This is a genomic window from Caulobacter sp. GW821-FHT09B11 (genome assembly GCF_059418205.1).
Genome location: NZ_JBWKPK010000002.1, coordinates 143,777 through 164,208, shown reverse-complemented (window position 1 = coordinate 164,208; position 20,432 = coordinate 143,777). Strand labels below are relative to the sequence as shown.

Genomic DNA, 20,432 nt, shown 5'->3' with positions numbered 1-20,432 from the left:
GAGCTTCGATCGCGACTGCGGTGCACGTGCTGTGGGGCGAAGGGCGGGCGGAAGGTGTCGATCTCGGGGGAGGCGCGGTAACCGAGTCGAGGCGAAAGCGAGGGGGGGCAGCTCCGATTCGAGCCGCTAAGGCCGCCGAACTCATGAAAAAGGCGTTCGCCCCACAAGGCTGATAGTGCGACCGATTGCCGCATTCAGAAGCGCGAACTCACGACAGTGCGATCAGTTGATTTGGGTTCGCAAAAAGACGCGCGATCCTGGTCAAATAAGGGCCTACGAGCCCTGACGTCTAAGATCTACTTGTCGAACACTTGACGTTCAGTTGACCAACGTTTGCTGATTTCGCGCTCTAACCCCGCACGTTTCAACAGCCTGTTGAAAACTCTACGCAGACCGTGCGTTGACGGTAAAAAACGCCTTGTGGGATCATCCACTTGTTCGCGCCACGCAAGGTGCTGCGACGTAGGAGATCCAAACGCAAAAGCGGGCCGAAACCGAAGCTCCGACCCGCCTCCAAAAGTCCTAACCCTCTGGCCAGGCGCACCAGAGGTGCGCGTTTCCAAGGCTCAGTCTTCTGTGTTCGCCGCTCGAAGATACTGCAGCCGCCGAGACGCGCAAGGGCTCGCTTCCAGCGCCTGGAGCAACCTCGTCATGAGCACGAGCAAGAAGCCGCCCCGCGGCCCGAACTTCTGTCGTTATATCCGGCTTCGAAACGGTCGCGTGCTAGACGCGCACGACTATGGCCACAAGGCCTGGCCGATCGGCGGTGGAAGGCCGAAGTAACTTCCAAGCGCCTGCGCCCTCGGCTCGAAGTTACTTCGGCCGAGGGCGCGTGACCTAAGCAAAGAAACCGCCCCCGCCGGCCGAAGCCAGCGGGGGCGGTTTCACGAAGCCTTCGGGCACCTCCCATGCCCCTCCTCCAGCCGCCGGGCCGTGCGCCGTGCCCAGCCTGGCCACTCCTCTTCCATCCACTTCAGCCAGGCCGCGCCCTTCTCCTCGCCCAGGGCGCGGATGATGGCGGCGAACAGCGCGTCCTCGTCGATCCCGGCCGGCGGCAGGGGCTCGGCCTCGAGGGCGGCGCAGACGGCCGCCGGCGGCGGGTCAGGAGCCGGGGCGGTAGGCGTTGACGGCGCGCGCCGTCCGATAGTCCCGCACGCCGGCAGGAGCAGCAGGGCGGCCGCCAGCAGCGCCGGCAGACTGAGAAGAGGCTTTGACATTGGCGATCGCGCGGCCGACGGCCACGCCCCTTTCGAACGAGTTTGAGGAGTCGGCGCTGCAGGCCTGGTCGGCCCGGGTGCGGGCGTCGGCCTCTTCGCTGGCGCGAGCCGTGATCCGGGCGTCGCGATCGGCGACGTCGCGCCGCAGGTTGTACTCGACGGCCTGGTGGTCCTTGTCCTTCAGGCGCGCGGCGACCAGCTTGTCGTGCTGGCCGACCACGACAAGGGCCAGAACGCCCGCTAGCGCCCAGGGCATAGCGCGCAGCAGGTAGGGTGCGAGAAGGGCGAGGCTCACGATGCCACCTCGGCCGGCCAGGGCGGCAGATCGACCGTCTGGCCGGCCAGGTCATGGGTGCTGTCGCCGAGGAACTGGATGCGGCCGTCGGTGACGTACGAGTGGCAGACACCGCAGGAGAAGCCTGGGGCCTCGCCATGGCGGGCCTCATACGAGCACCAGCATTCTCCGTGGTGGCCCTCGATGAAGTGGCCCGATCGCACCAGCACCGAAGGCGTGAAGGTCGGTCGATGCGGGTCGCCGTTGAAGCCCCAGTTCGGGCCGGACGCCTGGCCGACACGAACCCCGTGCGAGGATTGGCAGCCGGGGCACCAAAAGCGGAACCCCATCCCTTCGACGGCGCGGAGCACGCCCGCGCCGCTCACGCCCACCCCCCGACCTTGAGCGCCCGCTCAAACACCAGCGCATAGCCCGCGACGAGCTCGGCCCGGTCCGTCCCGTTGATGATCGTCCGACCCTTGCCATAGATCTCGGCCGACGCGCCAGCGGCGGTCTTGGGCAGGAACGCGCCCAGGCTCTTGCCGGTGAACCAGCCCTCTTCCATGCCCAGGGCCAGGATTGTGGCAGCGACGTCGATCTGCAACGCCAGGTCCGGATCCTGGTCCAGCGGTCGGCCGAGCTCGCGCGTGGCGCGGATGTAGTTGCTCTTCCAGGTCAGTTGCACGAAGCCGCGGCCGTGATAGCGCGCCCCGTCTCCGGGGCGACTGTTGCCCATGGCCTTGGCCCGGGCCGGGTTGTGGCCCTCGATGTCGTACAGGCGGCGGAAATAGGCCTCCCCGCCGCGCTCGTCGATCGGCTCCATGGTGTGGGCCGTCTCGTGATAGGCCGTGGCCAGGCCGTAGGCGGTCCAGGCCGCGCCCCAGTTCCGAGCGCCCACGGCGTTGAGGATGGCGTTCAGGCCGGTCACCTCCCCCGTCGACAGGGTTGGTCCCAGCAGTTCGTTGCCCCGCAGCCAGTCGTAGAAGGCCGCAGGCTTGGCCAGCCTGGTCATGGCAGTGCTCCAATACAGATGTTGAGAGGGGATGCGAGCGCCGCTCGCACGGGGTCGGACCGGCGCGGGCCGGTTGACATTTCCGCCGGCAGGCGGGCTGCTGGCGAGATTGTAGGGGGAGGCCGTCGATGCTCGGCAAGAAGACCGGATGCGATCCGGATCTCGTCAAAGAGTACGAGATGCTCCAGGCGCGCTGGAATGCGATCGACACCTACCGTTTGCAGATCAAGCTCGCGATGCTGACCGCCTTTGGCCTGATAGTCGTCAACTACAAGAGCATCGACGCATTAGGCCTCTTCGCGGCCGGCGCGCTGCTGTCAGCCGCGTTCCTTATCGAGGCGATGATCCGCGCCCATCAGCACAACTACGGGGAGCGCATACGGTGCCTGGAGCGCTTCTTCGCTTATGGCGACGAGGCGCCGAAACCCTTCCAGATCCTCAGCGCCTACCAGGCCAAGGGTGAGGTGCGCGACGCCCTCGCCGCAATCTTCACGAAGCGGGACGGGTCGCTGATCGTGCCCGGGCCGCTCCTAATCACTGCGTGCCTGGCGCTCGGGTTCCTGAAGCTAGGCGTCCGGATCTGCATCTTCCCGGCGGGATGAGATACCAAACTTCGCCGGCCCGGCCTCGGCCGAGACCTTGCCCACCCAGGGGCTGGCCAGGGCGAAGATCAGTACGGCGATGCAGGTCATGGCGCCGCAACCGATGAAGCCCAGGAACTTGATGCGCAGAGAGGCCGTCAGCTCGGGCCAGACGCCCCACCAGGCCAGGATCCCGATCACCAGGAAGACGATGGCCATCAGCCCGCCGCCGGCGGCGAACAGCGCCCAGATCGCGCCCGTGGTCGGCCGGCTGACCTTGACCCTGTCGGGACTGCCTTCGCCCGTTACCGCGCCGGCGACCGCCTGCGCGGCCTTTTCGATGTCGGCGCTCATGCCTCGTCGCCCATGCTCACCAGGCGTTCGCCATCCTTGATTTCCAGCGCCTCGAAAGTTAGCGGCTGGGGAATGTTGTGCCTGGCCAGCACGCGTCGATAGACGTCGAGCTGCGCCTCCAGTTGCCGAACCCGCCCCCGTTCGACGGCGAGCTCGGCGTCCTTGCTGGCGATCATGCGTTGGTGCTCCTGCTGCATTTCCCGCATTTCCTTACGAACCTGGGTAACCTCCTCGGCCAAGCGCTCGACCTCTTCGCGCAGTGTGCGGATGACGTCGCCGGCGGCTTCCTGAGCGTAGCGGGCCAGGTCGAGTTTCGCGGCGGCCTCGGCGGCCGCGTTGGTCGCCGCATCGGCCCGCCGCTTGGCGCCGGCCTCAAGCAGCTTTTGCGCTACGATCCACAGGCCGCCGGCCGCTGCGGCCAACTGCGCCCAATATTTTTCCAGCGCGGTCGGAAGATCCACGGCATGCCCCCCGGGCGCAGGTTGACGAAAGCGGGCCAGGCCCAAGGTTCAGACCAGCCCCTGCAGCACCGCCACGTCGACTGGCTTTTGCTGCAGGTGCCCCCAGGTCTCCAGGTGCAGCAGGTCCAGCGCCGGCGTCAGGGCAAAGCTCGCGCCGGCCGACTGGGCCACGCCGAGCCCGGCGGCGATCGTCGTGGTGAAGAAGCCCGCCCCGTCCGAGACCGACCCGGTGACCTTGGCCTGGCCGGTCGACATCGCCGCGCCGCCGCCGGGGCTGGCCACGATCATGTCGCCATAGACCAACTGGACGCTGGTCTTGATCGAGGTCGCGGACGTCGTCGCCCCATCGGGCAGCGCGCCGGTCACTGCCGGGATCTTAAGCTTGTTGCCCACAGCCTCAACGACGGGTCGATAGTCGGCCACGGCGTCGATCGTGCCGGCCGCCTTCAACTCGTACAGCCAGTCGGCGTACTGGTCGCGCTGGCCGCCAACGACGCAGGCGGCGACCGGCGTCTGGTCTTCCAGCGTGGTGGCCTTGGTGTTGGGGCTGGTGACCGAGGTGACCGGAACCTCGACGACGATCCACGGAACGCCGGCGGCGCGCCCCCAGCCGATCAAGGTCAGCAGGGTGTCCTTCATCGTGGCCAGGCTGCGCCCGCCCACCAGCATGTCGTTGATCCCCGTACCGATCCAGAAGATCGAGAAATTCGGCAGGATGCCACGCAGCAGCGCGCCCTGGGCGGCGGCGTCGAACGACTCTCGGCCGTTGAGCGCCATGGTCGTCAGCGGAATGCCCAGGTCCTTGTGGGCGCGTCGCAGATGCCCGCCGCCGATTGCCCCGTCGGTGTCGACGAAGTCGTTGGCGCGGTTGCGGCTGTCCTGCACGGCGAGGGTCGATTTGAACCGCCGCCCCAGGAGCGCGACCAGCATCAGCGGCCCGACATACTGGTCGCTCGTCGCCCCCGCCGGGCCGCTCATCGAACCCGTCCCGTCGATGACGTTGGCCGTCGATACGCCAGGGTCATAGGTAAAGTTCTGGTCGCCCGTCTGCACGCCAGGCGACACAAAGCCCGCGCCCAGATCCGCTCGGCCGCGATAGAAGACCGTGGAGCCTGCCGACAGGGCGATGGCCGTCCTGTCGCTGCGAACCACGCTCGTCCCGTCCTGGGCCAGGGTGAACGCCGCCTGGCCGCCGATCGTCGAGGGAGCATGCGCCGCGCCGCTCTCGAAGGCGGCCGCCAGGTAGCTGATCGGATTGGGGCCGCCGGCTTCCCCGGTCAGGGTGATCATGCCGCCGGCGAACACGGCGGCGACCTCCTTGACTGTTGCGCAGACCGGAAACTGGGCGCGATGATCCACCCGGGTCTTGGGCGCGGTCGTGGCGCGCAGGCTGGTCGAGAACTCGCCCTGACGGACGATGCTGCGCCAGGTCAGCGCGTTGGCTGGGGCCCGCGCCAGCCCCAGCCCCAGTCCCATCGAAAGCCCCGCCATCGTCAGGCGCTCTTGATGGCGATCTTTTCGCCGACGTCAGAGACGGCGAAATCGCGCGTCGTGCCGTCGATGATCAGATAGCCCACGTTTTCGGCGGCGATCGGCGTGCCACCGCCAAACTTGATCCATACGTTGCCGCCCGTCGCCGTCACGCTCCAGTTGGTGTCCCGCGTGCCGGTCAGCCCCAGCAGCGCTGACGTCGCCGTGCTGTCCTTGGTTTCAGCCGAAAACTCCTGTGCGGCCGGGATCGGCAGATAGGCGAGATTGGGCGCGCGCCCGCTGATGCGGCTCAGCGTCACGTGAACCTTGGCCATGGTGGTCTCCAGTTGGAAGGGCGGGTAGGATGCGAGCGGCGCTCGCACGAATGCGGCTCAGGCCGCGGGCGTCAGCTTGTCACGCACGACGACGCTGTAGCTGCGCAGGCCCGACAGGGTGCTGCTGGGATCGCCGCCATAGAGGGGTTTGGCCACGTCGATCATGGCGATGATCTCCTCCAGCTTTGCCGCGATGGCGGCCTCGCGCTCGATCTGCCAGCCACGGATCTCGGCCAGGGCGGCCTCCTGTTCTTCGGTCAGCGACAGGCCGCCGTCTTCGGTCGCCATGGGCGTAGTCCTTTCTGGGATGAGAAGGCCGTCAGGCCTTGGGGGTGTAGGTGGCCGTGAATGACCCGGCCATCGCGGTCAGGTTGTTGGCGCCGCTGGCGCGGCATACCTGGAACGACAGAGTGATGTTTCCCGCCCCGGCCTGCTGGGGCTTCAGGCCGGCCTGGCCCGACCAGTCGGCGTCCTCGATATCCCCGCCCCCGCCCGACGGCACATTGAAGGTGCCGCTAGCCAGGACGGCGTTGGAGCCGCTTTCGAGCACGCGCCACTGGCCAAGGAAGGTCAGGCTGTTGCTGACGGCGGCCGAGGCGATCACGCCGTCGATCGACCAGAAGCCGGCGGCCGGGCGCGAAGCGAACGTCAGGCTGGAAACGGTCACCCAAGTCGTACCGCTGGTCGAGCCGCCGATCGTGGCGACGTCGGCGGCCGCGCCGCTACCGCCGCCGGACCCCAACTCACCCGTGCCGTAGTAGATCTTTCCGTCCGTCGCGAAGGCGAAATAGCCATTGGCCTTCGTCATGGTCGCCAGGGAGACCGTGTTAGGCCCGAACCACAGGATGAGGTCATCCGCCGCACCAAAGCCCGGCCCGATCGACAGACGCTTGCCGGCGACATCCACCGAGACCGGAGCGCCGAAATAGGCCTCACCGTCGATCAACCGCAGCGCCTCCACCGCCGTGCCGTCGACGATGTTGAGCAGCATCAGGGCCGTCGCAGCGATGGCCAGGGACGAGCCGCCCGAGGTGGCCAGGGCGCGCAGGTACAGCGGATCGCCACCGGCCGAGAGCACGATGTCCAGCCATGCGGCCAGCTTGGCGTCATGGCCCGCGATAGCCCCGGCTTGGATCACCGCCTCGGCCTCGACATCGTCGAGCCGCGCATTGGCCGAGGTCTCGAACGTCGCGACTGCCTCGTCGAGATCAGCCAAGGCCGCGCCCTGACTGACGATGCCAGCCTCGGCCACGTCGAGGCGCGCGTCAGCCAGGGCCTCGAAAGCCGCCAGTGCGGCAGTGTTGCTGGCCGACGACGTCAGCGCCTGCTGAGCCTTGGCGTCGGCGTTGCGGGCGTACTGATCGACTGGAGAGATCTCGGCCGCGTACCAGGTCAGCGACTTGGTCACCCCTCCGGGGAAGCCGTCCCACAGTGCGAAGGCGTAGAGCACCAGGTTGCCGGCGGCCGCGACGGTGATCGCCTTGCTGAACCGCCGAACGCCCGTACCGCCCGCGCCCGTCAGGCCGGCGTCGTCGGCGTCGGTGACGCAGTTCAGGGTCGCCACCACGGCGCCGGTAGCTGGGCTGAACAACACCAGCCCAGCGCCCCGCCACGTGCTCGAGCTGTTCAGCGCCTCAAGATGCAGGATCCAGTTGCCGGCGGTCACCGCCAAGGCGCTCGACACCATGCCAACGTTCGACGTCGTCGCCGTCACCGGCATGCCGACACCATAGTTTGCGCCCTGGCCGGTCTGGCGGGTGAAGGTCGAGCCACCGCCGGCGTCGGCCCAGCCATCGGGAACGCCAGTGGTGTTGCTATAGGCCCCGAACCGGCTGTTGGCGTTCAGCGCCGCGCCCTGCTGCATCGACACCCCGACCCGCTGCGTCAGGCCGGCGATCGTGGTGTCGGTGGCCGCCTGGGCGATTTCAGTAGTGGTGACCCGGGCGCGCAGCAGGCGGTCGCTGTAGCCGTCACTCCACGGCAAGGCGACCGAACCGTTGTTGACCATGATCCGGCTGATCGCGCCGGCCAGGAAGCCGTTGGGCATGGCCACGACGAAGCGAAACTGGTTTGCGCCGGTGGCGGGCGCCGTGCGGGTGATCGGGGCCCGCAGGTTGCTCCAGTTCAGCGTCGAGGCGTCGAGGAACACCACGCCGCCCGCCGCTGTCTGGATGCTCGATCCGTTCTGGCTCCATTGGATGAAGATATAGGCCCGGGCCGCGCCGGTGCTGGGCCCTGGGTCGCCGCTCATGGCCAGACTGATCGTCTCGTTCGGATCGACGTAGTACCAGTCCGAGATCATGTTGCGCAGCGCGCCAGACGCGTTGGCCGCCAACACCCAGACCGACCCCTGCGAGGCGGTGTACGCCGTGGAGATCGCCCCGGCCGACGAGGCGTCGAAATGTTTGCGCGGCTCGGCGCTCGTGCTCAGCGAGCCGTCGCCGTTGGCGATCAGATTCGGATAGGCGACGTTCTTGGCTTCCAGCACGTCCAGCCGGCCAGCCGCTACCGTCCCGTTCGCATTCAGCACTGCGATCTGCGAGGTGAAGACCGCATCTTGGCCCTCCAACTCGTCGATGCGGATGATCGCGCCGTTGGCCGGATCGAACAGCGCATTCGTCGCGTCCGCCAGATCCGCGTCCAGGGCGTCTAGCTGCGGCTGCACCAGGGCCTTGGCGTCTAGCGCGATCTGGCCGGGCGTCTTGCCCCCGGTCGTCTGGCTGTCGTTGGCCACCAGCGATCCGGCCGGCACCGCCACGGCGGGCTTGATCACGCGCGGCGAAAGCCAGCCGTCCGACGTGCGCCATTGCCCGCTGACGTCATAGCTGGCGCCGCCGGCGACCTCGAGGTCTCCATAGGGCGCCTTGGCCGGCAGGGCCGCGCCGGCGCTCACCCAGTCGTCGTCGTCGCCGCCGGCGGGGCGGCGCTCGACGACCAGATCCTGCACAAGGCCCGTGGTGATCGGCGCGGCCGAAATCGACAGCACCGGCCGCGCCGAACCGTCGGCCGCCGCCCGCTTGATCCCGCCGACATTGAAGTTGACCGGCGTCGGCACGCCGCGGTCGATCAGCAGGCCGGAGACTACCCCCGGATCGGAGATGTCCCCATTGGCCAGGACGGTGCGGATCTCGATGTCGATCCGGTATTCGGCGTCGATCTCGCCGGCGGTGTTCTGGGCGTCGGAGAAAGCCGGCGTCACCAGCTGGCGCTGATCGGGATCCAGGGGCTGCAGGCTGGACCAGGACGGCGCGGGGTCGGGGTCGGTGGGGGTCGATCGCCAGCGGGCAGTGAAGGCCTGCACGGGCGAAGTGCGCTGGCCCGAAACGCTGAAGATCACGGTCGCGCCCGACGGATCGCCGACCGCCTGCAGGATGGTCGGCGTCGGCGCCCGGGCTCGGGCTGACAGCTTGGTCTGCAACGGCGGGATGGGGCCGTTCTCGGCGGCCTGCAGGTCGGCGAAGCGATAGGGCTGGGCCTTGAGGGTGACCGAACGCGCCGACGAGGGCGCGTAGTCGATCAGTTCGACGTCCTCCGTGATGATGTCGAGCTCGCCGAAGCTGACGAAATCCCCTTTGCCGGGCGCGGCGTCAATCGCCAGCGGGACAGGGAAAATCAGGTTGCGCGTGGTTCCGGCCACGGTGTTGACCACCACACCGCGCAGGGCGTCCTGGTCGACCAGCCGCGCGTCCAGGGCGTAGGTCTTGCCAGCCGCCATGCTGACGGCCTTTTCCAGACGGACGCCGGCCACGGCGCCGCCGCTCCAGATCCGGTTCTGAACATGGCAGTCGATCTGGCCGAAAAGGGAGCCGGGATGGCGCACCAGCACGCGGTCGCCAAAGGTCGAGACCAAGCTGTCGACGCCCGCCGTCCAGGTATGCGATTCCGACTGGTAGAGCCGCTTGGCCAGCCAGACCCGCCCCTCCTTGTAGGCGCGCACCTGCTTGGCGCGGAAAGGCAGGCTCCAGCGCTCGATGATCGTGGCGGGCAGGGTCTCCACCCCCTCGACCAGGCCGCCGTGCTCGCTGTAGCCGTCCATCGGCACGAACAGCTGGTCGGCCTTGCCGTCCTGCGACAGGTTGTAGAACTCGACCATCACGCCGTGGATCGGCTTGGAGAACGCCCGCGCGTAGCGGTAGTCGCGACCGTTGGTGACGCCGAACATCTGCTTGGGCGCGGGCTTCTCCCAGTCGCTGACCGCGCACATCGCCTGGCCGTTGTGGTAGAAGGCGCACCGCCCCATGAAGCCCAGTTGGTCGAGGGCTTCCTGCTGGCTGGCGTCCTGCTGCAGGATCACCGAGCCCGTCCAGTCGTACTCTTCCACCAGCTGGTAGGCGGACTTGAACGACTCGTCGATCTGGTCGGCGCGCAGCGGCCGGGCCGCCGGATAGCCGGTCAGCATGTAGCGGGCATGGGCCAGGGCGTTCGAGGTCGGCTGCCAGGCCGACGAATAGACTGCCGGGTCGCCGGTCCACTCGCCCTCGACGTCCAGCACGGGACAGATCGGCGTGACCACGCCCGTGAACGTCGGCACCTGGCCGTTGACGGTCTTGGACCCCTTCCAGCGCGCCACGATGATCGACAGCACCTCGTCGACGATGGCGGGACGATTCTCGATCGTCCGCATCGCCGCCCAGACGGTCACGTAGGTCGAGTTGTTGGCGTCGTCGCTGTCCGGATCCCAGGCCCGGACGCGCACGTCGTATTCGCCCTTGGCCGGCGGACTGAAGCGGATGGTTCGACGCAGCGCCTTTTTCGACTTGGCCTGCACGTACCAGTCGCCGGCCGGCAGCAGGACGCCGTTGCGATCGCGATAGGTCCCGATCGGGGCCGGCAGCCAGATATTGGCCCCGGCGACCGAATACTGCACCTGGCCGCGCACCTCCTGGCTGACGAAGCTCTGGCTGTTGGACTTGGTGTAGCCCAGGCCGCTGGGAAAGCTGATGTCGATCTCGACCGTTTCGGCGTTCTCGGCCGTGGTGTGGGTGGCCCAGGCGCTGGGGGTCGAGCTGTCGAAATCCAGGGTGTCGGTATAGTCGCTTTCGACTACTCGCATTGGATAGAGCCGCGTGTCGCGCGGCCCGGGCGTGAGGAAATATTCGAGTTCGACCTCGCCGTCGGTGAGGGTCGAGACCAGCGTCTCGCCAAACTTCAGGTCGGCGACGGCGCTGGGACCATAGTGGCCGCCATAGATCGCCGTGATGTAGGTCTCGTCACCGACCACGGTGGTGTAGGCGCTGGACGCCAGGTCGAAAGTGAACCGCGCCTCGCCGAACACCAGGGCCATGGACTGGCCGGGCCGCGCCTGGTTCGATTGCCCAGACAGCGAATAGGTCTGGTCCTCGGCCTTGTCGGCCTTGGGGCCGAACAGCGACGAGAGGGCGGCGGCGCCGCCCAGGGCGACCGCCGTCGCCGCCGCCTTCAGCCCCAACTGCATGATCAGGCTGGTCGCCCGGCTGGCCAGGGGGCCGCCGATATAGGCCGCCGCCACCATCACCGCCAGTTGCAGCACCGTCTGCATCGGGTTCTTGCGGCCGTTGCCGCCGCCGCCGCCGTGCAGGGTCACGGCGATGTTCACGACGTCGCGGTCTTCCAACACCCGGTCCAGGCCTTCCGCCCGGTCGTGCAGCGGCAGGCCGTTGACCAGCACCTCGGTGCGCGACAGGTCGGCCATGGCCAGGTGGCCTTCGGCGACGGCGCGCGTCAGCAGTTGGGCCACCGTGCCGCCGGCGGCGAAGGCCAGCCGCACGACGCGCGGCGTCATCGGCTCGGAAGCGATCAGCGCCGTTAGCTCGGTGCGAGCGGCGCTCGCATCGTCACGCGTCATAGAAACCTCGGACATTGCGCGCCCAGCGCGGCTTGCGCACGCTTTCGATCGCCGTGCCCACGCCTTCCCAGGCGTGGATGAACTCGTGGTCGTTCAGCATCAGGCCGACGTGAGCGCGACGCTGCAGGACGGCCAGCAACACCACATGCCCGGCCGTTGGCCGGGCATGTGGCCGCCAGGCCGACAACCGCTCCAGGATCAGCGCTTCAGCCTTGTCGAGCAGCTGCCGATAGCCGGCGAAGTCGTCCAGGCCGTAGGCGTCGGCCCAGGAGGGCGTTTCGCGGCCGAAGATCGCCAGTCGGCACCAGCGCACGCAGCCCCAGCAATCCCAGCCTTCCGGCGTCCTGCCGAGGGGGAGGTAGGGCGCGCCCACGAACGGGGCCGCCGACGCCAGCGGGGTCATCAGTAGACGGCCGGCGTCCGCGACGGCGTGTAGCAGGCAAAGCACGCCGGCTCGGTGGAGAAGTCGTTGGGCGTCAGCGTCGCCGAGGCGCGCAGGTGGTCGATCTCGATCGCCTCGATCCCCGACTCCAGCATGGCCAGCTCGACGTCGTCGGGCGCCTCAACCCGCACGGCTTCGATGTCGACTACGGGCTGCCCGGTGGCTGTGCGCACGCCCTCGCTGATGGCCCGATCGAAATTGGCGATCTCCAGTTTCGCCGCACGCAGCACCTCGCCCGCGCCCGCGCCCGGCCAGCTGAAGCTCAAGGGGAAGAAATCGTAGGTGTCACCTTTGCTGACGATCCCGCGACGGCGCGAACCGTCGATCCGGCCCGGCCAGCTGGTGGCGCGGAGAGGTGCGTCCAGACCGTCCGCGGTCAGGGTCACCAGCAGCGCGATGTCGGGCGCCGTGCGGGCATAGGCGGCCCGCACCATGTCTTCGGAGACGTCTGCGGTCATGTCAGGCGATCCAGATATGCAGGCTGACTTCGGTGATCACGTTCACGCCGCTGTAGCCCGCCGGCGTCGGCGCGCCGTCGGCCAGCCATTCGGCCAGGCACAGCTGGTCGGTGTCGGGCCGCACGACGTAGAAGGTATCCGTGCGGGTGGCGCGAAAGAACTGGTCCAGGGCGTCGGCCTCGATCGGGCTCAGGCTCATGCGGCCGGTCAGGGCAGCGTCCTCGCCGCCGTTGATGCTGGCGTTGCCGGGCACGCCAGTCGCTCCCGCGAAGGCCTCGAGGCTGGCGTAGGGCTTGATCTTAACATCGCGCCGAAACGCCGGCAGCAGCGCCGGCCACGCCGCGGCCTGCAGGTCGATGTTGGTGTGCGGGCCAGGATCGAACCGCGCCGGCCAGCGCCCGGCGGGGCGGCCCAGAAAGGGCTTTACCAGCGCCAGCTTGTGCGCCCCGGCCGTCGCCGCCGTCGATGTCGCCACCAGCCGTGCGAAGCCGCTCGCCGGGGCCGCGACCTGCGTGCGAACCATGCGATAGGTGTCGGTCAGCCCGCGAGAGGGCCCGCCGGAATAGCCGGCCGGGGCGGTGGCGATATCGCTGATGGCGATCCGCGCGCCGCCCCCGTTCAGGATCTCCAGCTGCAGGAGAGGTGCGCCGCCGGCCGAGTTCCCCAAGGCGACGATGATGTTCAGCGGCTCGCCGGCGGTGACCACCGTGGTGTTCGACCAGGCCGACACCGTAGCGCCCGCCGTCAGGGTCTTGGCGGCGACGATGGCGTTGCGGCCCGGACCGCCCAGGATGCTGTCGTCGATCGACAGCACCGCCCCGGCGCTGACGGTCCAGCCGGTCACCCCGTCCAGGCCGCCGGCGTTCTCGATCAGGTTGGCCATCAGCCGTACTGCTTGATCTTCGGAGCGCCCTTGGCCGCGCGCCCCAGGTCGCCCCGGCGTCCGGCCTCGTAGATCATCTCGCGACCGGCCGCCTCGTAGAGATCCATCCGCATGCCGCCGTCGGCGTCGCGGCTTACCTCGGCCTCCATTGGCGGGCCGTGGTTGTGAAGGGCGATCTTGGGAATCGCGGGGGGCGCGGCGGCCTGCATCGAGCGAGCGTTGGCCTGCTGCACCATGGCCATCGACGCCTGGTGGCTCTTGATCTTGTCGCCCGACCGCAGCTTGCGAAGCTCCGGTCCTTCCTCGCCGACCCACGCCCAGCCCTCGGGCGCGCTGTCGGTGCCTGCGGCGAAGCCGGGGATCGAGCGAATGCCGTCCAGCCACGGCGGCAGGCTGCCGGCTTGGGCGGCCACCAGGCTGTTGCCGCTTGCGGCGCTCGACTTGCCGCCGAACAGGCCCGACAGCAGGCCCGACTTGCTGCCGTCGGCCGAACCGAAGACGCTGTTGGTCAGGCCGTCGGCCAGGCCGGTGGCGGCGGCGTACTTCAGCCGATCGCGGAAGGTGTCCCAGAAGTCGCCGCCGGTCATGCCCGACACCAGCCCGTCGCGGAACGCATCGCCCGTGCCCAGGCGCAACTCCTCGAGGAAGGCCGTCTTGGTGTTGTAGAGGGCAATGTCCTTGGGCTCGACGCGCTTCAAGCGGTCGGCGGTACTGAGATAGCCGTCCTCGGGCTTGTTCAGGGCCTTGCGATAGGCGGCGGCCTCGGCTTGAAGCTCGTCGCTGATCTGCTTGCGCGCCCAATATTCGGCCTGGCTCAGATCCAGCCCCTCGCGCTTGAAGCGGTTGACCTCGGCCAGCAGGCGGCTTTCGCGGTCCAGCAGGTCAAGGGTGCTGGCGTCGCCGCCCAGGTCGGCCAGCCGGCGCGAATTGTCGTTCAGGTGGTCCAGCAGCGAGGCTTTCCGGCGCGCGGCCTCCTCGGCCTCGCGGGCCGCGTCGCGGGCGTCCTTGGCCGCCTCGCGCGTCGCCCGGTTGCCCGCCGTGATCGCCTTGCGGTGGGCGGTTTCCAGAGCGCGCGCCTGCTCGGCCGCCGAGGAGTATCCGGCCTTCAGCGCCGAGATCTCCTTGTCCATGTTCTTGACGGCGGTGTCGGCCTCTTTGCCGCCCAACGTCAGATACTTTGCGCGATCCTGCTGCAGGGTGCGCAGCTTCTTGACGTCGGGATCCTCGTAGGTCGAGGCGATGGAAGCGCGGTCGGTCGATGATTGATTGCCTGGCGCGCCCGCGATCCGCTTGGCCTCGGCCTCGATGTCTGCGCGGATTTTCCGAACCTCGGCCGCGCGCTTGGCGATTTCGCCAGGATCCTTGAATACAGCGCCCTGAGCGAAGGCCAGACGCGTTTGCGCCTCCTTCAGCCGATCGGCAAGCGCGCCGCCGCCCGCCGAGACGGCAAGCCAGCGACCGAGCTCACTGGTTGCGTTTGCGATCGAATTCTTGAGGCCGTCGAAAATATAGGCCCAGCCGGCCGTGGCGTCGGCGGCGGGGGCAATCGCCTTCTTCAGCCCGTCGATGATCGCGATCTGCGCCTCGGCCGTGCGGCCAGAGCGCGCCATGCTGACGATCTGCTCCTCCTGGGCGGCCGTCAGGAAGTCAAACTTGTCGTTGAGTTCGACCACGCCCTTGGCCGGGTCGGCCAGGTATTTGGCCAGATCCTTGGTAGCACCCTGCAGGTCCTGATGTGTGGCGACCGCGTAGCTCTTGGTCAGGTCCACCAGGCCGCCCAACACCGTGTCGCCGATCCGGCCGGTTTCGGCATAGGCGACGGCCATTTCGCGGGCGGCGCTGTTGCTGACCTTGCCGGCGTCGGCATGGGCGCGCGCCAGGGCGTCGATCTGGCTGCTGCTCATGCCCGAGGCGGCCGCCAGGCCGCGCACCGAGCCCTCCAGGTCGTTGATCGCCTTCTCGTAGCTGGCGGTCGCCGCTCCGGCTGTCAGCAGGCCCGCGCCGACGGCGACCACTCCAGCCCCGAGCGCGATCATGCTTGCGTTGGCCTTCAAGCCAGAAGTGGCGAGGGCGTCGAGGATCTGCGGTCCTTGCTGAATCGCGATCATCATCGGATCCATGCCCATCGAGGCCGTCGTGAACACGTCCGCCCCTTGGCGGACCAAGCTCAGCCGACCTGCCCGTTGCCCCCTCGTGAGATCGCCGTTCTTGCTGCTGACCTCGTCTTCGGTGAGGAAGTCGCTCTTGCGTAGGCCCGTGCCTGTCCCCACGCCCAACCGCGCGTTGATCGCCGCCTGGCTCGCCTGGGCGCGCTCTTCGGCCCGCGCCGCCTCGGCCAACTTCTTGAACTGGGCGATCTGGCGTTCCGTATAGGCCGTCGTCTGCTCGACGGCCTGACCGGCCTTCTTCCAGCCGTCAGCCACGGCCTGCCCCGAGGCTTGGCCGGCCTCGCCGACCTCGGCCAGGTCGCGCTTGACCTCGGCCTTGCCGTCGCTCTTCAGGCGATAGCTGACCTGACGGGTAAGGTTGCTCATGGCTCTTCAGGCCTCCAGGCATAGATGACGAAGGGTTCGATCGACGGCAGCAGTTCGGAGATCAGGGTCAGGTCCGCCCCGCGCGCGCCGGCCGTCAGCAGCACGGCGGTGAAGTCCAGGCCGACCACCCCGCCCATCGGCGCGACGCGCACCTGGTGGAAACAGCCCTGCAGCACGTCCCAGGCGACTAGGCCGGCGTCGGATTGGCAGGCATGGACGCGCTCGGGGCATTCGTCGCACTGGCCGGGGCAGGCGGCGCAATAGTCGCGTCCGCCCCAGGGGCCTGCGAGCTCTCCGTCATCGCCCCCGCCGGCGAGCCGCCAGCGAGCGAGGGCGCAGATCCGTTTTTTTCCTGTTCTCGCAGCAGACCGGGGATCACGTACTGCTGATCGACCGCGATATAGGCGGGAGGATCAAGAATGAGCGTCTCATGCAGTAGATCTTTGTCGAACGGGATCTCGACAAGAGTCTCCGGATCATCCGGAGACGGCCCGCCGACACCTTCCCACCCTGTGGCTGCGCTCAGCACGGCGGCGAGCGTGAATGCGACGTCGGCCGCGTCCGGTTCGCCGCTCTCATTGAGCATGCGACGATAGCTCTTTTGGCCAGAGACGCTGGCCACCGTCGCCCAGGGCTTCAGGAACAACTTGGCCCCGCCTGGCAGGACGACAACCTCGCGATGATCGGGGGCGGGGGCGCGGCTTAGAACATACATGTGGTGTCTCACATCTAGGCCCCATGCGAGCGGCGCTCGCACAGGGGATGGTGGATCAGTAGGAAGGGACGTCGTTGACCAGGGTGACGATCAGGCTCTTGCCCGACACGACCTCCTTCTGGCCCTTGCCGCTGTAGGTGCGCTGGATCCCGCCCGGCCCCGAGATCTGGCCGCGGGCCTTGGGCAGGCGAACGGCCATGTGGCGGAACGTCAGGCGTTGGACGGCGCTGCGCTTCCAGCCGTACGACAGCTCGATCGGCAGCTTGCTGGCGATGATCCCGTCCAGCAGCAGGTCGATCAGGCGAACCGTCAGGGTCGGAGTGACGGTCAGCTTGCCCGGGTCGGCGCCGTCGATGCGGCCGTCGCTGCGGATGTTCTCGGCCTTCTCGAAGTTGTTGTTGTAGTTGATCTGCCCCGACACCACCTCGGCCAGGGGCACGCCGGCATAGACGATCTCGCCGGCGAACTGGCTGAAGCGCTCGGCGACCAGGTCGGCCAACGCGCCCGTACCGGCGCTCGTCGTGGTGGTCGCATCCCGCTCGCCCTGGGCGATCAGGCCGAAGGTGGCGTTCAGCAGGCCCGAGCGCTGCAACGGCAGGGCCAGGGTGTTCCAGTAGACACCGTAGTTCATCCGGTAGAGCGGCACGTCCGGATTGCCGATCTCGATCGCCGCGTCGGGAAGGCCGATCGCGCCCGAGGTGAAGACGTGGTTATAGGGGCCGGTGGCGCTGCCGCCCGCCAGGGTCGCGGCCGAGACGGTGGCCGCCGAGGCCGCCAGGGCGAAGGCGTTGCCCGCCGTGCCGACCGTGTCGTGCGTGATCGTGATCGCCGCCGCATCGCGATCGGTCGAGTAGCTGGCGGCGGTCACCGCGGCCACGGCGCTGGCGTTCAGCGCCCACACCGCGTTGCGCACGCTTTCGGCGCGGGTCGCGCCGATCTTGATGTCGTTGGCCAGGGTGGCGCTGGCCTTGAAGGTGAAGACCTGGCCGGCGATCGTGATGGTGTCGTTGGCCGCCGGGTTGGCGGCGAAGGTGATCGTTCCCGTCGCCGCCAAGCCCTGCGTCGTGGTCGGTTGCCCCAGCAGGCCCTTGAGGTGGATGCCGATGTTGCGCACGTCGACCATCACCGTGATGTCGCCGTCGTTGTTGACCACGTCGTCGTCGGCGGCGATGGGCTCGCGACCGGTGCCGCTCGAGTCGTCGTCGATCAGCCCCTGCTCCTCGCCCAGGTTCAGGGTCGAGAACGGGATCTTGCGATAGCCGCTGGCGGGGACGGCCCCGTACGAGGCGGCAAAGGCGAGCGCCGCGACGGCGTTCGAACCACGGGCGCGAGCCATGGATAGTCTCCTAGAGCAGGGGGTTGGAGGTGGTGTAGGTGGCGAGCAGGCCGACTTCGGCCCAGTCGATCTGCAGGGCGCCTTCGACGTCGCGGGCCGCCACGTCGGGCGCGGTCGGCTCGATCCAGTCGGCCAGGCCGCCCAGGGTGGGATCGGCCTGCAGGGCCGCGCCGATCGGGGTCAGCAAGCCGTCCAGGCCGGAGGCGGGCGGCAGGATCTCCAGCCCGACCCGGTGGGTGTAGGTGTAGAGCACGGGGGAAAGGCTGACCTCCGGCTCGCCGGGATCGCCGGCAATGATGTTGATGCGGCCGTGCTGGCCGGCCTCGCCGATCTCCAGGCTGTCGCGCACGACCTCGGCGTCCGGCAGGGCCGCCTGCAGCAGGGCCTTGATCGCCTCGAGCACCTGCTCGCGCTTGCTGGCCATCAGCCGCTCCAATTCTGCGTCAGAAGGGTTTCCCACCGCGCGTCGGCGGCCTTGGCGAGGGCGTCCAGGTCCAGGCGCTTCTTCAGCCGCACCTGGCGCAGCAGGATGAACACCACGATGGTGCGGCCGGCGGGGCCATAGAGTTTGCTGCCCCGGCCCTTGGGCTGATAGCGGGCCGCCCGCTTCAGGCCGTCCAGCTTGGCGTTATCGACCACCAGCAAGCTGGGCTTGTTGCCCTGATAGACGAACCGCAACTTCAGCCCGGTGCGGCGCTCGAAGCCGCCGGGCGTGATGCGCGCGCCTTGCCGGGCGCCGCGTGCGCCGAAGGGTGCAGCGTTGGCCGTCGGGGCGCGCTTGCCCGCTTCCTTGGTCGGGATCGCCAGCCACAGCCCGCCCTTGGCCTTGATGGTCACCCCGCGATCGAAGGCGTCGATGATGACTGGGGCCTTGGTCCACACCCAGCCGGCCGGCTCCAGGCTGTCGGCGCCTTGCGGATAGGTCCGCTTGCGCCAAGCCTTGGCCAGGCGATTGCCCAGGCCGCCGCCGACCGTGGCGTCGAAGGCGTCCTGTTGGGCCAGCGCCGTGGCCTGGCGCATGGTCCGCGTCTGGATGCGGGCCAGGTCTTCTTCCAGGCCGCGATTGATCGGGCCGAAGTCGTCGACCGTGCAACCGAGTTTCACGGGACGATCTCGGCCTCGCACCGCCATTCCAGGCCAAAGCGAAGACGCTGGGGCTTATCGATGACGCGGTAGGTTTCGAGGATCGCGCCGGTGGCCAGGTCCAGCATCCCGACAGTGTCGTTCTTGGCCGCCAGGGCCTGCTGGCTGGTGCGCACGCGGATCCAGACGCTGGTCGCCGAGGTCCGGCTGCTCTGACCGAACTCGACCAGGTTGTCCTCTTCCGCGCGTCGCACCGTCACGGCCACGGAATCGCCCGCGGGGGGCGTCCAGAGGGCGGGCTCGCCGAAGGCGCGGTACTGCGCCTCCAGCAGCCGCAGGCGACGGGCGACGGCGGTCGACATAGCCTTACAGGCCCGACAGTTCGATGGCGTCTTCGCCGCCGGCCTCGACCTCGGCTTCCGAGGCGTAGCGGGCGCGGCCGGCGCTGCGCAGGGCCTCGGCCTCATAGGCCGGAACCTTCAGCAGCGTGCCGATCGCCACCAGCTCGTGGCCCGGCATCGCCCAGACGATGAAGGCGCGGCCGGCGTCGGTATGAGCCGTCTCGGCCGAGGTCGGGGCGTCGACTTCGGCGCCGGGCGCCGGACCGACCGGCGCAAGGGCCGGCTCGGGCGCGGGCTCGGCCGGGGCGACCTGGTCAGCCGTCAGCGGGGTCGGCGCCGGATCGGCCTTGGCGACCGGATCGACGGCTGGCGGCGCGGCGGCGGCTTTCTTGGCCGCGGCGGTCGGCTTCTTCTCGGCCTTTTCGGCCTTTTCGGCGGCGGCCTTTTCGGCGGCGGCCTTTTCGGCGGCGGCCTTTTCGGCGGCGGCGTCGCCATCGCCTTGCGAGGCTACGCCGCCGGAGCCGGAGCCGGTTTCAGCGTTCATCAAGGCCACAGCCGAGCAAGCGGCCAGCAGGCCGGACGTCATGAGGTACGAGCGCATCTGGCTCTCCTGTCTTCAGGGAAGGGATGGGGATCCGGCCGTTTAGGCCGGCTGGCGGATCACGAAGGTGCCAGTCGTCGCCGCCGTGGCGGCGGCGGCCGTGGCCTTGCCGACCTTCGTGTTGCCGCTGGCAGTGGCGGTCAGGCGCTTGTTGGTGGCGTCGAAATAGACGCCCATGCCCTGGGTCCAAGCCTGGCCAGAGCCGGCCCCCTCCTTGGTGTGGTCGAACTCGCCGGTCAGCTTGCCGGCCACGGTGTCGCCGGCGACGTTGCTGGTCACCGGGATCACGAACAGTTCGCCGATCAGCAGGCCAACACCCGAGACGGTGCCGCCGGCCGGGGCCGTGAAGTGAAGGATCTCGCCTTCGGAGATCTGGGTCTTCATGGGGAAGTTCCTTTCTGGAGGGAGCGCCGGAGGCCGGCGAAGACGTCGGAGACCGCCGCGCGCGGCGGGCTCGGAGATCGTCGCGGGAAAGACGAAGGGCCGCCCTTTCGGAGCGGCCCTTCGTGAG

22 protein-coding genes are annotated in these 20,432 nt (G+C 68.6%); 1 reads left to right on the top strand and 21 read right to left on the bottom strand.

The annotated features are described in order from the left end of the window. Positions 1 to 1,101 precede the first annotated feature (1,101 nt). From AC07N1_RS01810 to AC07N1_RS01800, 3 genes are read right to left on the bottom strand one after another with little or no spacing between them, the layout of a single operon-like run. Positions 1,102 to 1,512 (bottom strand): hypothetical protein, encoded by a 411-nt coding sequence (locus tag AC07N1_RS01810; RefSeq protein ID WP_494670213.1) that lies wholly within the window; start codon positions 1,510 to 1,512, stop codon positions 1,102 to 1,104. Continuing rightward, positions 1,509 to 1,841, bottom strand: a complete 333-nt coding sequence (locus AC07N1_RS01805) for a ubiquitination-like system serine protease family protein (protein ID WP_494670212.1) — start codon at positions 1,839 to 1,841, stop codon at positions 1,509 to 1,511. Before AC07N1_RS01805 ends, AC07N1_RS01810 begins: the two co-directional genes overlap by 4 nt. Before the next feature lie 32 nt (positions 1,842 to 1,873). Beyond that, positions 1,874 to 2,503: a glycoside hydrolase family 19 protein gene (locus tag AC07N1_RS01800; protein WP_494670211.1), complete on the bottom strand. Its 630-nt coding sequence runs from the start codon at positions 2,501 to 2,503 to the stop codon at positions 1,874 to 1,876. A 128-nt stretch (positions 2,504 to 2,631) separates the two neighbouring features. Here AC07N1_RS01800 and AC07N1_RS01795 point away from each other — a divergent pair, with 128 nt between their 5' ends. Beyond that, positions 2,632 to 3,105 carry a hypothetical protein gene (locus tag AC07N1_RS01795; RefSeq protein WP_494670210.1) on the top strand — a complete coding sequence of 158 codons (474 nt, stop codon included), beginning with the start codon at positions 2,632 to 2,634 and terminating at the stop codon, positions 3,103 to 3,105. On the opposite strand, the gene AC07N1_RS01790 is transcribed toward AC07N1_RS01795, so the two are convergent. The 18 genes from AC07N1_RS01790 to AC07N1_RS01705 are packed head-to-tail and all read right to left on the bottom strand — an operon-like array spanning position 3,070 to position 20,305. Further along, complete coding sequence (locus AC07N1_RS01790) at positions 3,070 to 3,438, bottom strand: hypothetical protein (protein ID WP_494670209.1); 369 nt, start codon at positions 3,436 to 3,438, stop codon at positions 3,070 to 3,072. The genes AC07N1_RS01795 and AC07N1_RS01790 overlap by 36 nt on opposite strands. Next, a complete protein-coding gene (locus tag AC07N1_RS01785; RefSeq protein WP_494670208.1) occupies positions 3,435 to 3,899 on the bottom strand; it encodes a hypothetical protein in 465 nt (154 codons plus the stop codon). The genes AC07N1_RS01790 and AC07N1_RS01785 overlap by 4 nt, the downstream gene beginning before the upstream one ends. A gap of 48 nt (positions 3,900 to 3,947) precedes the next feature. Then, positions 3,948 to 5,390, bottom strand: coding sequence for a hypothetical protein (locus AC07N1_RS01780; RefSeq protein WP_494670207.1), 1,443 nt, complete (start codon positions 5,388 to 5,390; stop codon positions 3,948 to 3,950). A 2-nt stretch (positions 5,391 to 5,392) separates the two neighbouring features. After that, positions 5,393 to 5,704, bottom strand: coding sequence for a hypothetical protein (locus tag AC07N1_RS01775; RefSeq protein WP_494670206.1), 312 nt, complete (start codon positions 5,702 to 5,704; stop codon positions 5,393 to 5,395). 57 nt (positions 5,705 to 5,761) lie between these two features. Beyond that, entirely contained in the window at positions 5,762 to 5,992 is a 231-nt protein-coding gene (locus tag AC07N1_RS01770) for a hypothetical protein (protein WP_494670205.1), read from the bottom strand. Between the two features lie 31 nt (positions 5,993 to 6,023). Then, positions 6,024 to 11,528, bottom strand: coding sequence for a TipJ family phage tail tip protein (gpJ, locus tag AC07N1_RS01765; protein WP_494670204.1), 5,505 nt, complete (start codon positions 11,526 to 11,528; stop codon positions 6,024 to 6,026). After that, a complete protein-coding gene (locus tag AC07N1_RS01760) occupies positions 11,518 to 11,931 on the bottom strand; it encodes an NlpC/P60 family protein (protein WP_494670203.1) in 414 nt (137 codons plus the stop codon). The genes gpJ and AC07N1_RS01760 overlap by 11 nt, the downstream gene beginning before the upstream one ends. Continuing rightward, complete coding sequence (locus tag AC07N1_RS01755; RefSeq protein ID WP_494670202.1) at positions 11,931 to 12,428, bottom strand: hypothetical protein; 498 nt, start codon at positions 12,426 to 12,428, stop codon at positions 11,931 to 11,933. Before AC07N1_RS01755 ends, AC07N1_RS01760 begins: the two co-directional genes overlap by 1 nt. Position 12,429: 1 nt before the next feature. Continuing rightward, positions 12,430 to 13,311 (bottom strand): hypothetical protein, encoded by an 882-nt coding sequence (locus tag AC07N1_RS01750; RefSeq protein WP_494670201.1) that lies wholly within the window; start codon positions 13,309 to 13,311, stop codon positions 12,430 to 12,432. Then, positions 13,311 to 15,845 (bottom strand): phage tail length tape measure family protein, encoded by a 2,535-nt coding sequence (locus AC07N1_RS01745; protein ID WP_494670200.1) that lies wholly within the window; start codon positions 15,843 to 15,845, stop codon positions 13,311 to 13,313. The genes AC07N1_RS01750 and AC07N1_RS01745 overlap by 1 nt, the downstream gene beginning before the upstream one ends. After that, positions 15,842 to 16,021, bottom strand: coding sequence for a DUF7697 family protein (locus AC07N1_RS01740; protein WP_494670199.1), 180 nt, complete (start codon positions 16,019 to 16,021; stop codon positions 15,842 to 15,844). The genes AC07N1_RS01745 and AC07N1_RS01740 overlap by 4 nt, the downstream gene beginning before the upstream one ends. 11 nt (positions 16,022 to 16,032) lie before the next feature. Next, entirely contained in the window at positions 16,033 to 16,560 is a 528-nt protein-coding gene (locus AC07N1_RS01735) for a hypothetical protein (protein ID WP_494670198.1), read from the bottom strand. Positions 16,561 to 16,615: 55 nt separating this feature from the next. Continuing rightward, positions 16,616 to 17,896: a phage tail tube protein gene (locus AC07N1_RS01730; RefSeq protein ID WP_494670197.1), complete on the bottom strand. Its 1,281-nt coding sequence runs from the start codon at positions 17,894 to 17,896 to the stop codon at positions 16,616 to 16,618. Between the two features lie 10 nt (positions 17,897 to 17,906). Then, the gene (locus AC07N1_RS01725; protein WP_494670196.1) at positions 17,907 to 18,320 is read right to left on the bottom strand and encodes a hypothetical protein; all 414 of its coding nucleotides are present in this window, start codon (positions 18,318 to 18,320) and stop codon (positions 17,907 to 17,909) included. Next, a complete protein-coding gene (locus AC07N1_RS01720) occupies positions 18,320 to 19,000 on the bottom strand; it encodes a DUF6441 family protein (RefSeq protein ID WP_494670195.1) in 681 nt (226 codons plus the stop codon). The genes AC07N1_RS01725 and AC07N1_RS01720 overlap by 1 nt, the downstream gene beginning before the upstream one ends. Further along, positions 18,997 to 19,341 carry a head-tail joining protein gene (locus tag AC07N1_RS01715; protein ID WP_494670194.1) on the bottom strand — a complete coding sequence of 115 codons (345 nt, stop codon included), beginning with the start codon at positions 19,339 to 19,341 and terminating at the stop codon, positions 18,997 to 18,999. Before AC07N1_RS01715 ends, AC07N1_RS01720 begins: the two co-directional genes overlap by 4 nt. A 4-nt stretch (positions 19,342 to 19,345) precedes the next feature. Continuing rightward, entirely contained in the window at positions 19,346 to 19,921 is a 576-nt protein-coding gene (locus tag AC07N1_RS01710) for a hypothetical protein (protein WP_494670193.1), read from the bottom strand. Between the two features lie 42 nt (positions 19,922 to 19,963). Beyond that, on the bottom strand, positions 19,964 to 20,305 hold the full coding sequence (locus AC07N1_RS01705; protein WP_494670192.1) for a DUF2190 family protein: 342 nt from the start codon (positions 20,303 to 20,305) through the stop codon (positions 19,964 to 19,966). Positions 20,306 to 20,432 lie beyond the last annotated feature (127 nt).

Excerpts from the sequence above, each read along its gene's own strand:
- AC07N1_RS01805 (WP_494670212.1), bottom strand. The coding sequence starts at position 1,841 with ATGGGGTTCCGCTTTTGGTGCCCCGGCTGCCAATCCTCGCACGGGGTT.
- AC07N1_RS01800 (WP_494670211.1), bottom strand. The coding sequence starts at position 2,503 with ATGACCAGGCTGGCCAAGCCTGCGGCCTTCTACGACTGGCTGCGGGGC.
- AC07N1_RS01795 (WP_494670210.1), top strand. The coding sequence starts at position 2,632 with ATGCTCGGCAAGAAGACCGGATGCGATCCGGATCTCGTCAAAGAGTAC.
- AC07N1_RS01790 (WP_494670209.1), bottom strand. The coding sequence starts at position 3,438 with ATGAGCGCCGACATCGAAAAGGCCGCGCAGGCGGTCGCCGGCGCGGTA.
- AC07N1_RS01780 (WP_494670207.1), bottom strand. The coding sequence starts at position 5,390 with ATGGCGGGGCTTTCGATGGGACTGGGGCTGGGGCTGGCGCGGGCCCCA.
- AC07N1_RS01775 (WP_494670206.1), bottom strand. The coding sequence starts at position 5,704 with ATGGCCAAGGTTCACGTGACGCTGAGCCGCATCAGCGGGCGCGCGCCC.
- AC07N1_RS01770 (WP_494670205.1), bottom strand. The coding sequence starts at position 5,992 with ATGGCGACCGAAGACGGCGGCCTGTCGCTGACCGAAGAACAGGAGGCC.
- gpJ (WP_494670204.1), bottom strand. The coding sequence starts at position 11,528 with ATGACGCGTGACGATGCGAGCGCCGCTCGCACCGAGCTAACGGCGCTG.
- AC07N1_RS01760 (WP_494670203.1), bottom strand. The coding sequence starts at position 11,931 with ATGACCCCGCTGGCGTCGGCGGCCCCGTTCGTGGGCGCGCCCTACCTC.
- AC07N1_RS01755 (WP_494670202.1), bottom strand. The coding sequence starts at position 12,428 with ATGACCGCAGACGTCTCCGAAGACATGGTGCGGGCCGCCTATGCCCGC.
- AC07N1_RS01750 (WP_494670201.1), bottom strand. The coding sequence starts at position 13,311 with ATGGCCAACCTGATCGAGAACGCCGGCGGCCTGGACGGGGTGACCGGC.
- AC07N1_RS01745 (WP_494670200.1), bottom strand. The coding sequence starts at position 15,845 with ATGAGCAACCTTACCCGTCAGGTCAGCTATCGCCTGAAGAGCGACGGC.
- AC07N1_RS01735 (WP_494670198.1), bottom strand. The coding sequence starts at position 16,560 with ATGTATGTTCTAAGCCGCGCCCCCGCCCCCGATCATCGCGAGGTTGTC.
- AC07N1_RS01730 (WP_494670197.1), bottom strand. The coding sequence starts at position 17,896 with ATGGCTCGCGCCCGTGGTTCGAACGCCGTCGCGGCGCTCGCCTTTGCC.
- AC07N1_RS01725 (WP_494670196.1), bottom strand. The coding sequence starts at position 18,320 with ATGGCCAGCAAGCGCGAGCAGGTGCTCGAGGCGATCAAGGCCCTGCTG.
- AC07N1_RS01715 (WP_494670194.1), bottom strand. The coding sequence starts at position 19,341 with ATGTCGACCGCCGTCGCCCGTCGCCTGCGGCTGCTGGAGGCGCAGTAC.
- AC07N1_RS01710 (WP_494670193.1), bottom strand. The coding sequence starts at position 19,921 with ATGCGCTCGTACCTCATGACGTCCGGCCTGCTGGCCGCTTGCTCGGCT.
- AC07N1_RS01705 (WP_494670192.1), bottom strand. The coding sequence starts at position 20,305 with ATGAAGACCCAGATCTCCGAAGGCGAGATCCTTCACTTCACGGCCCCG.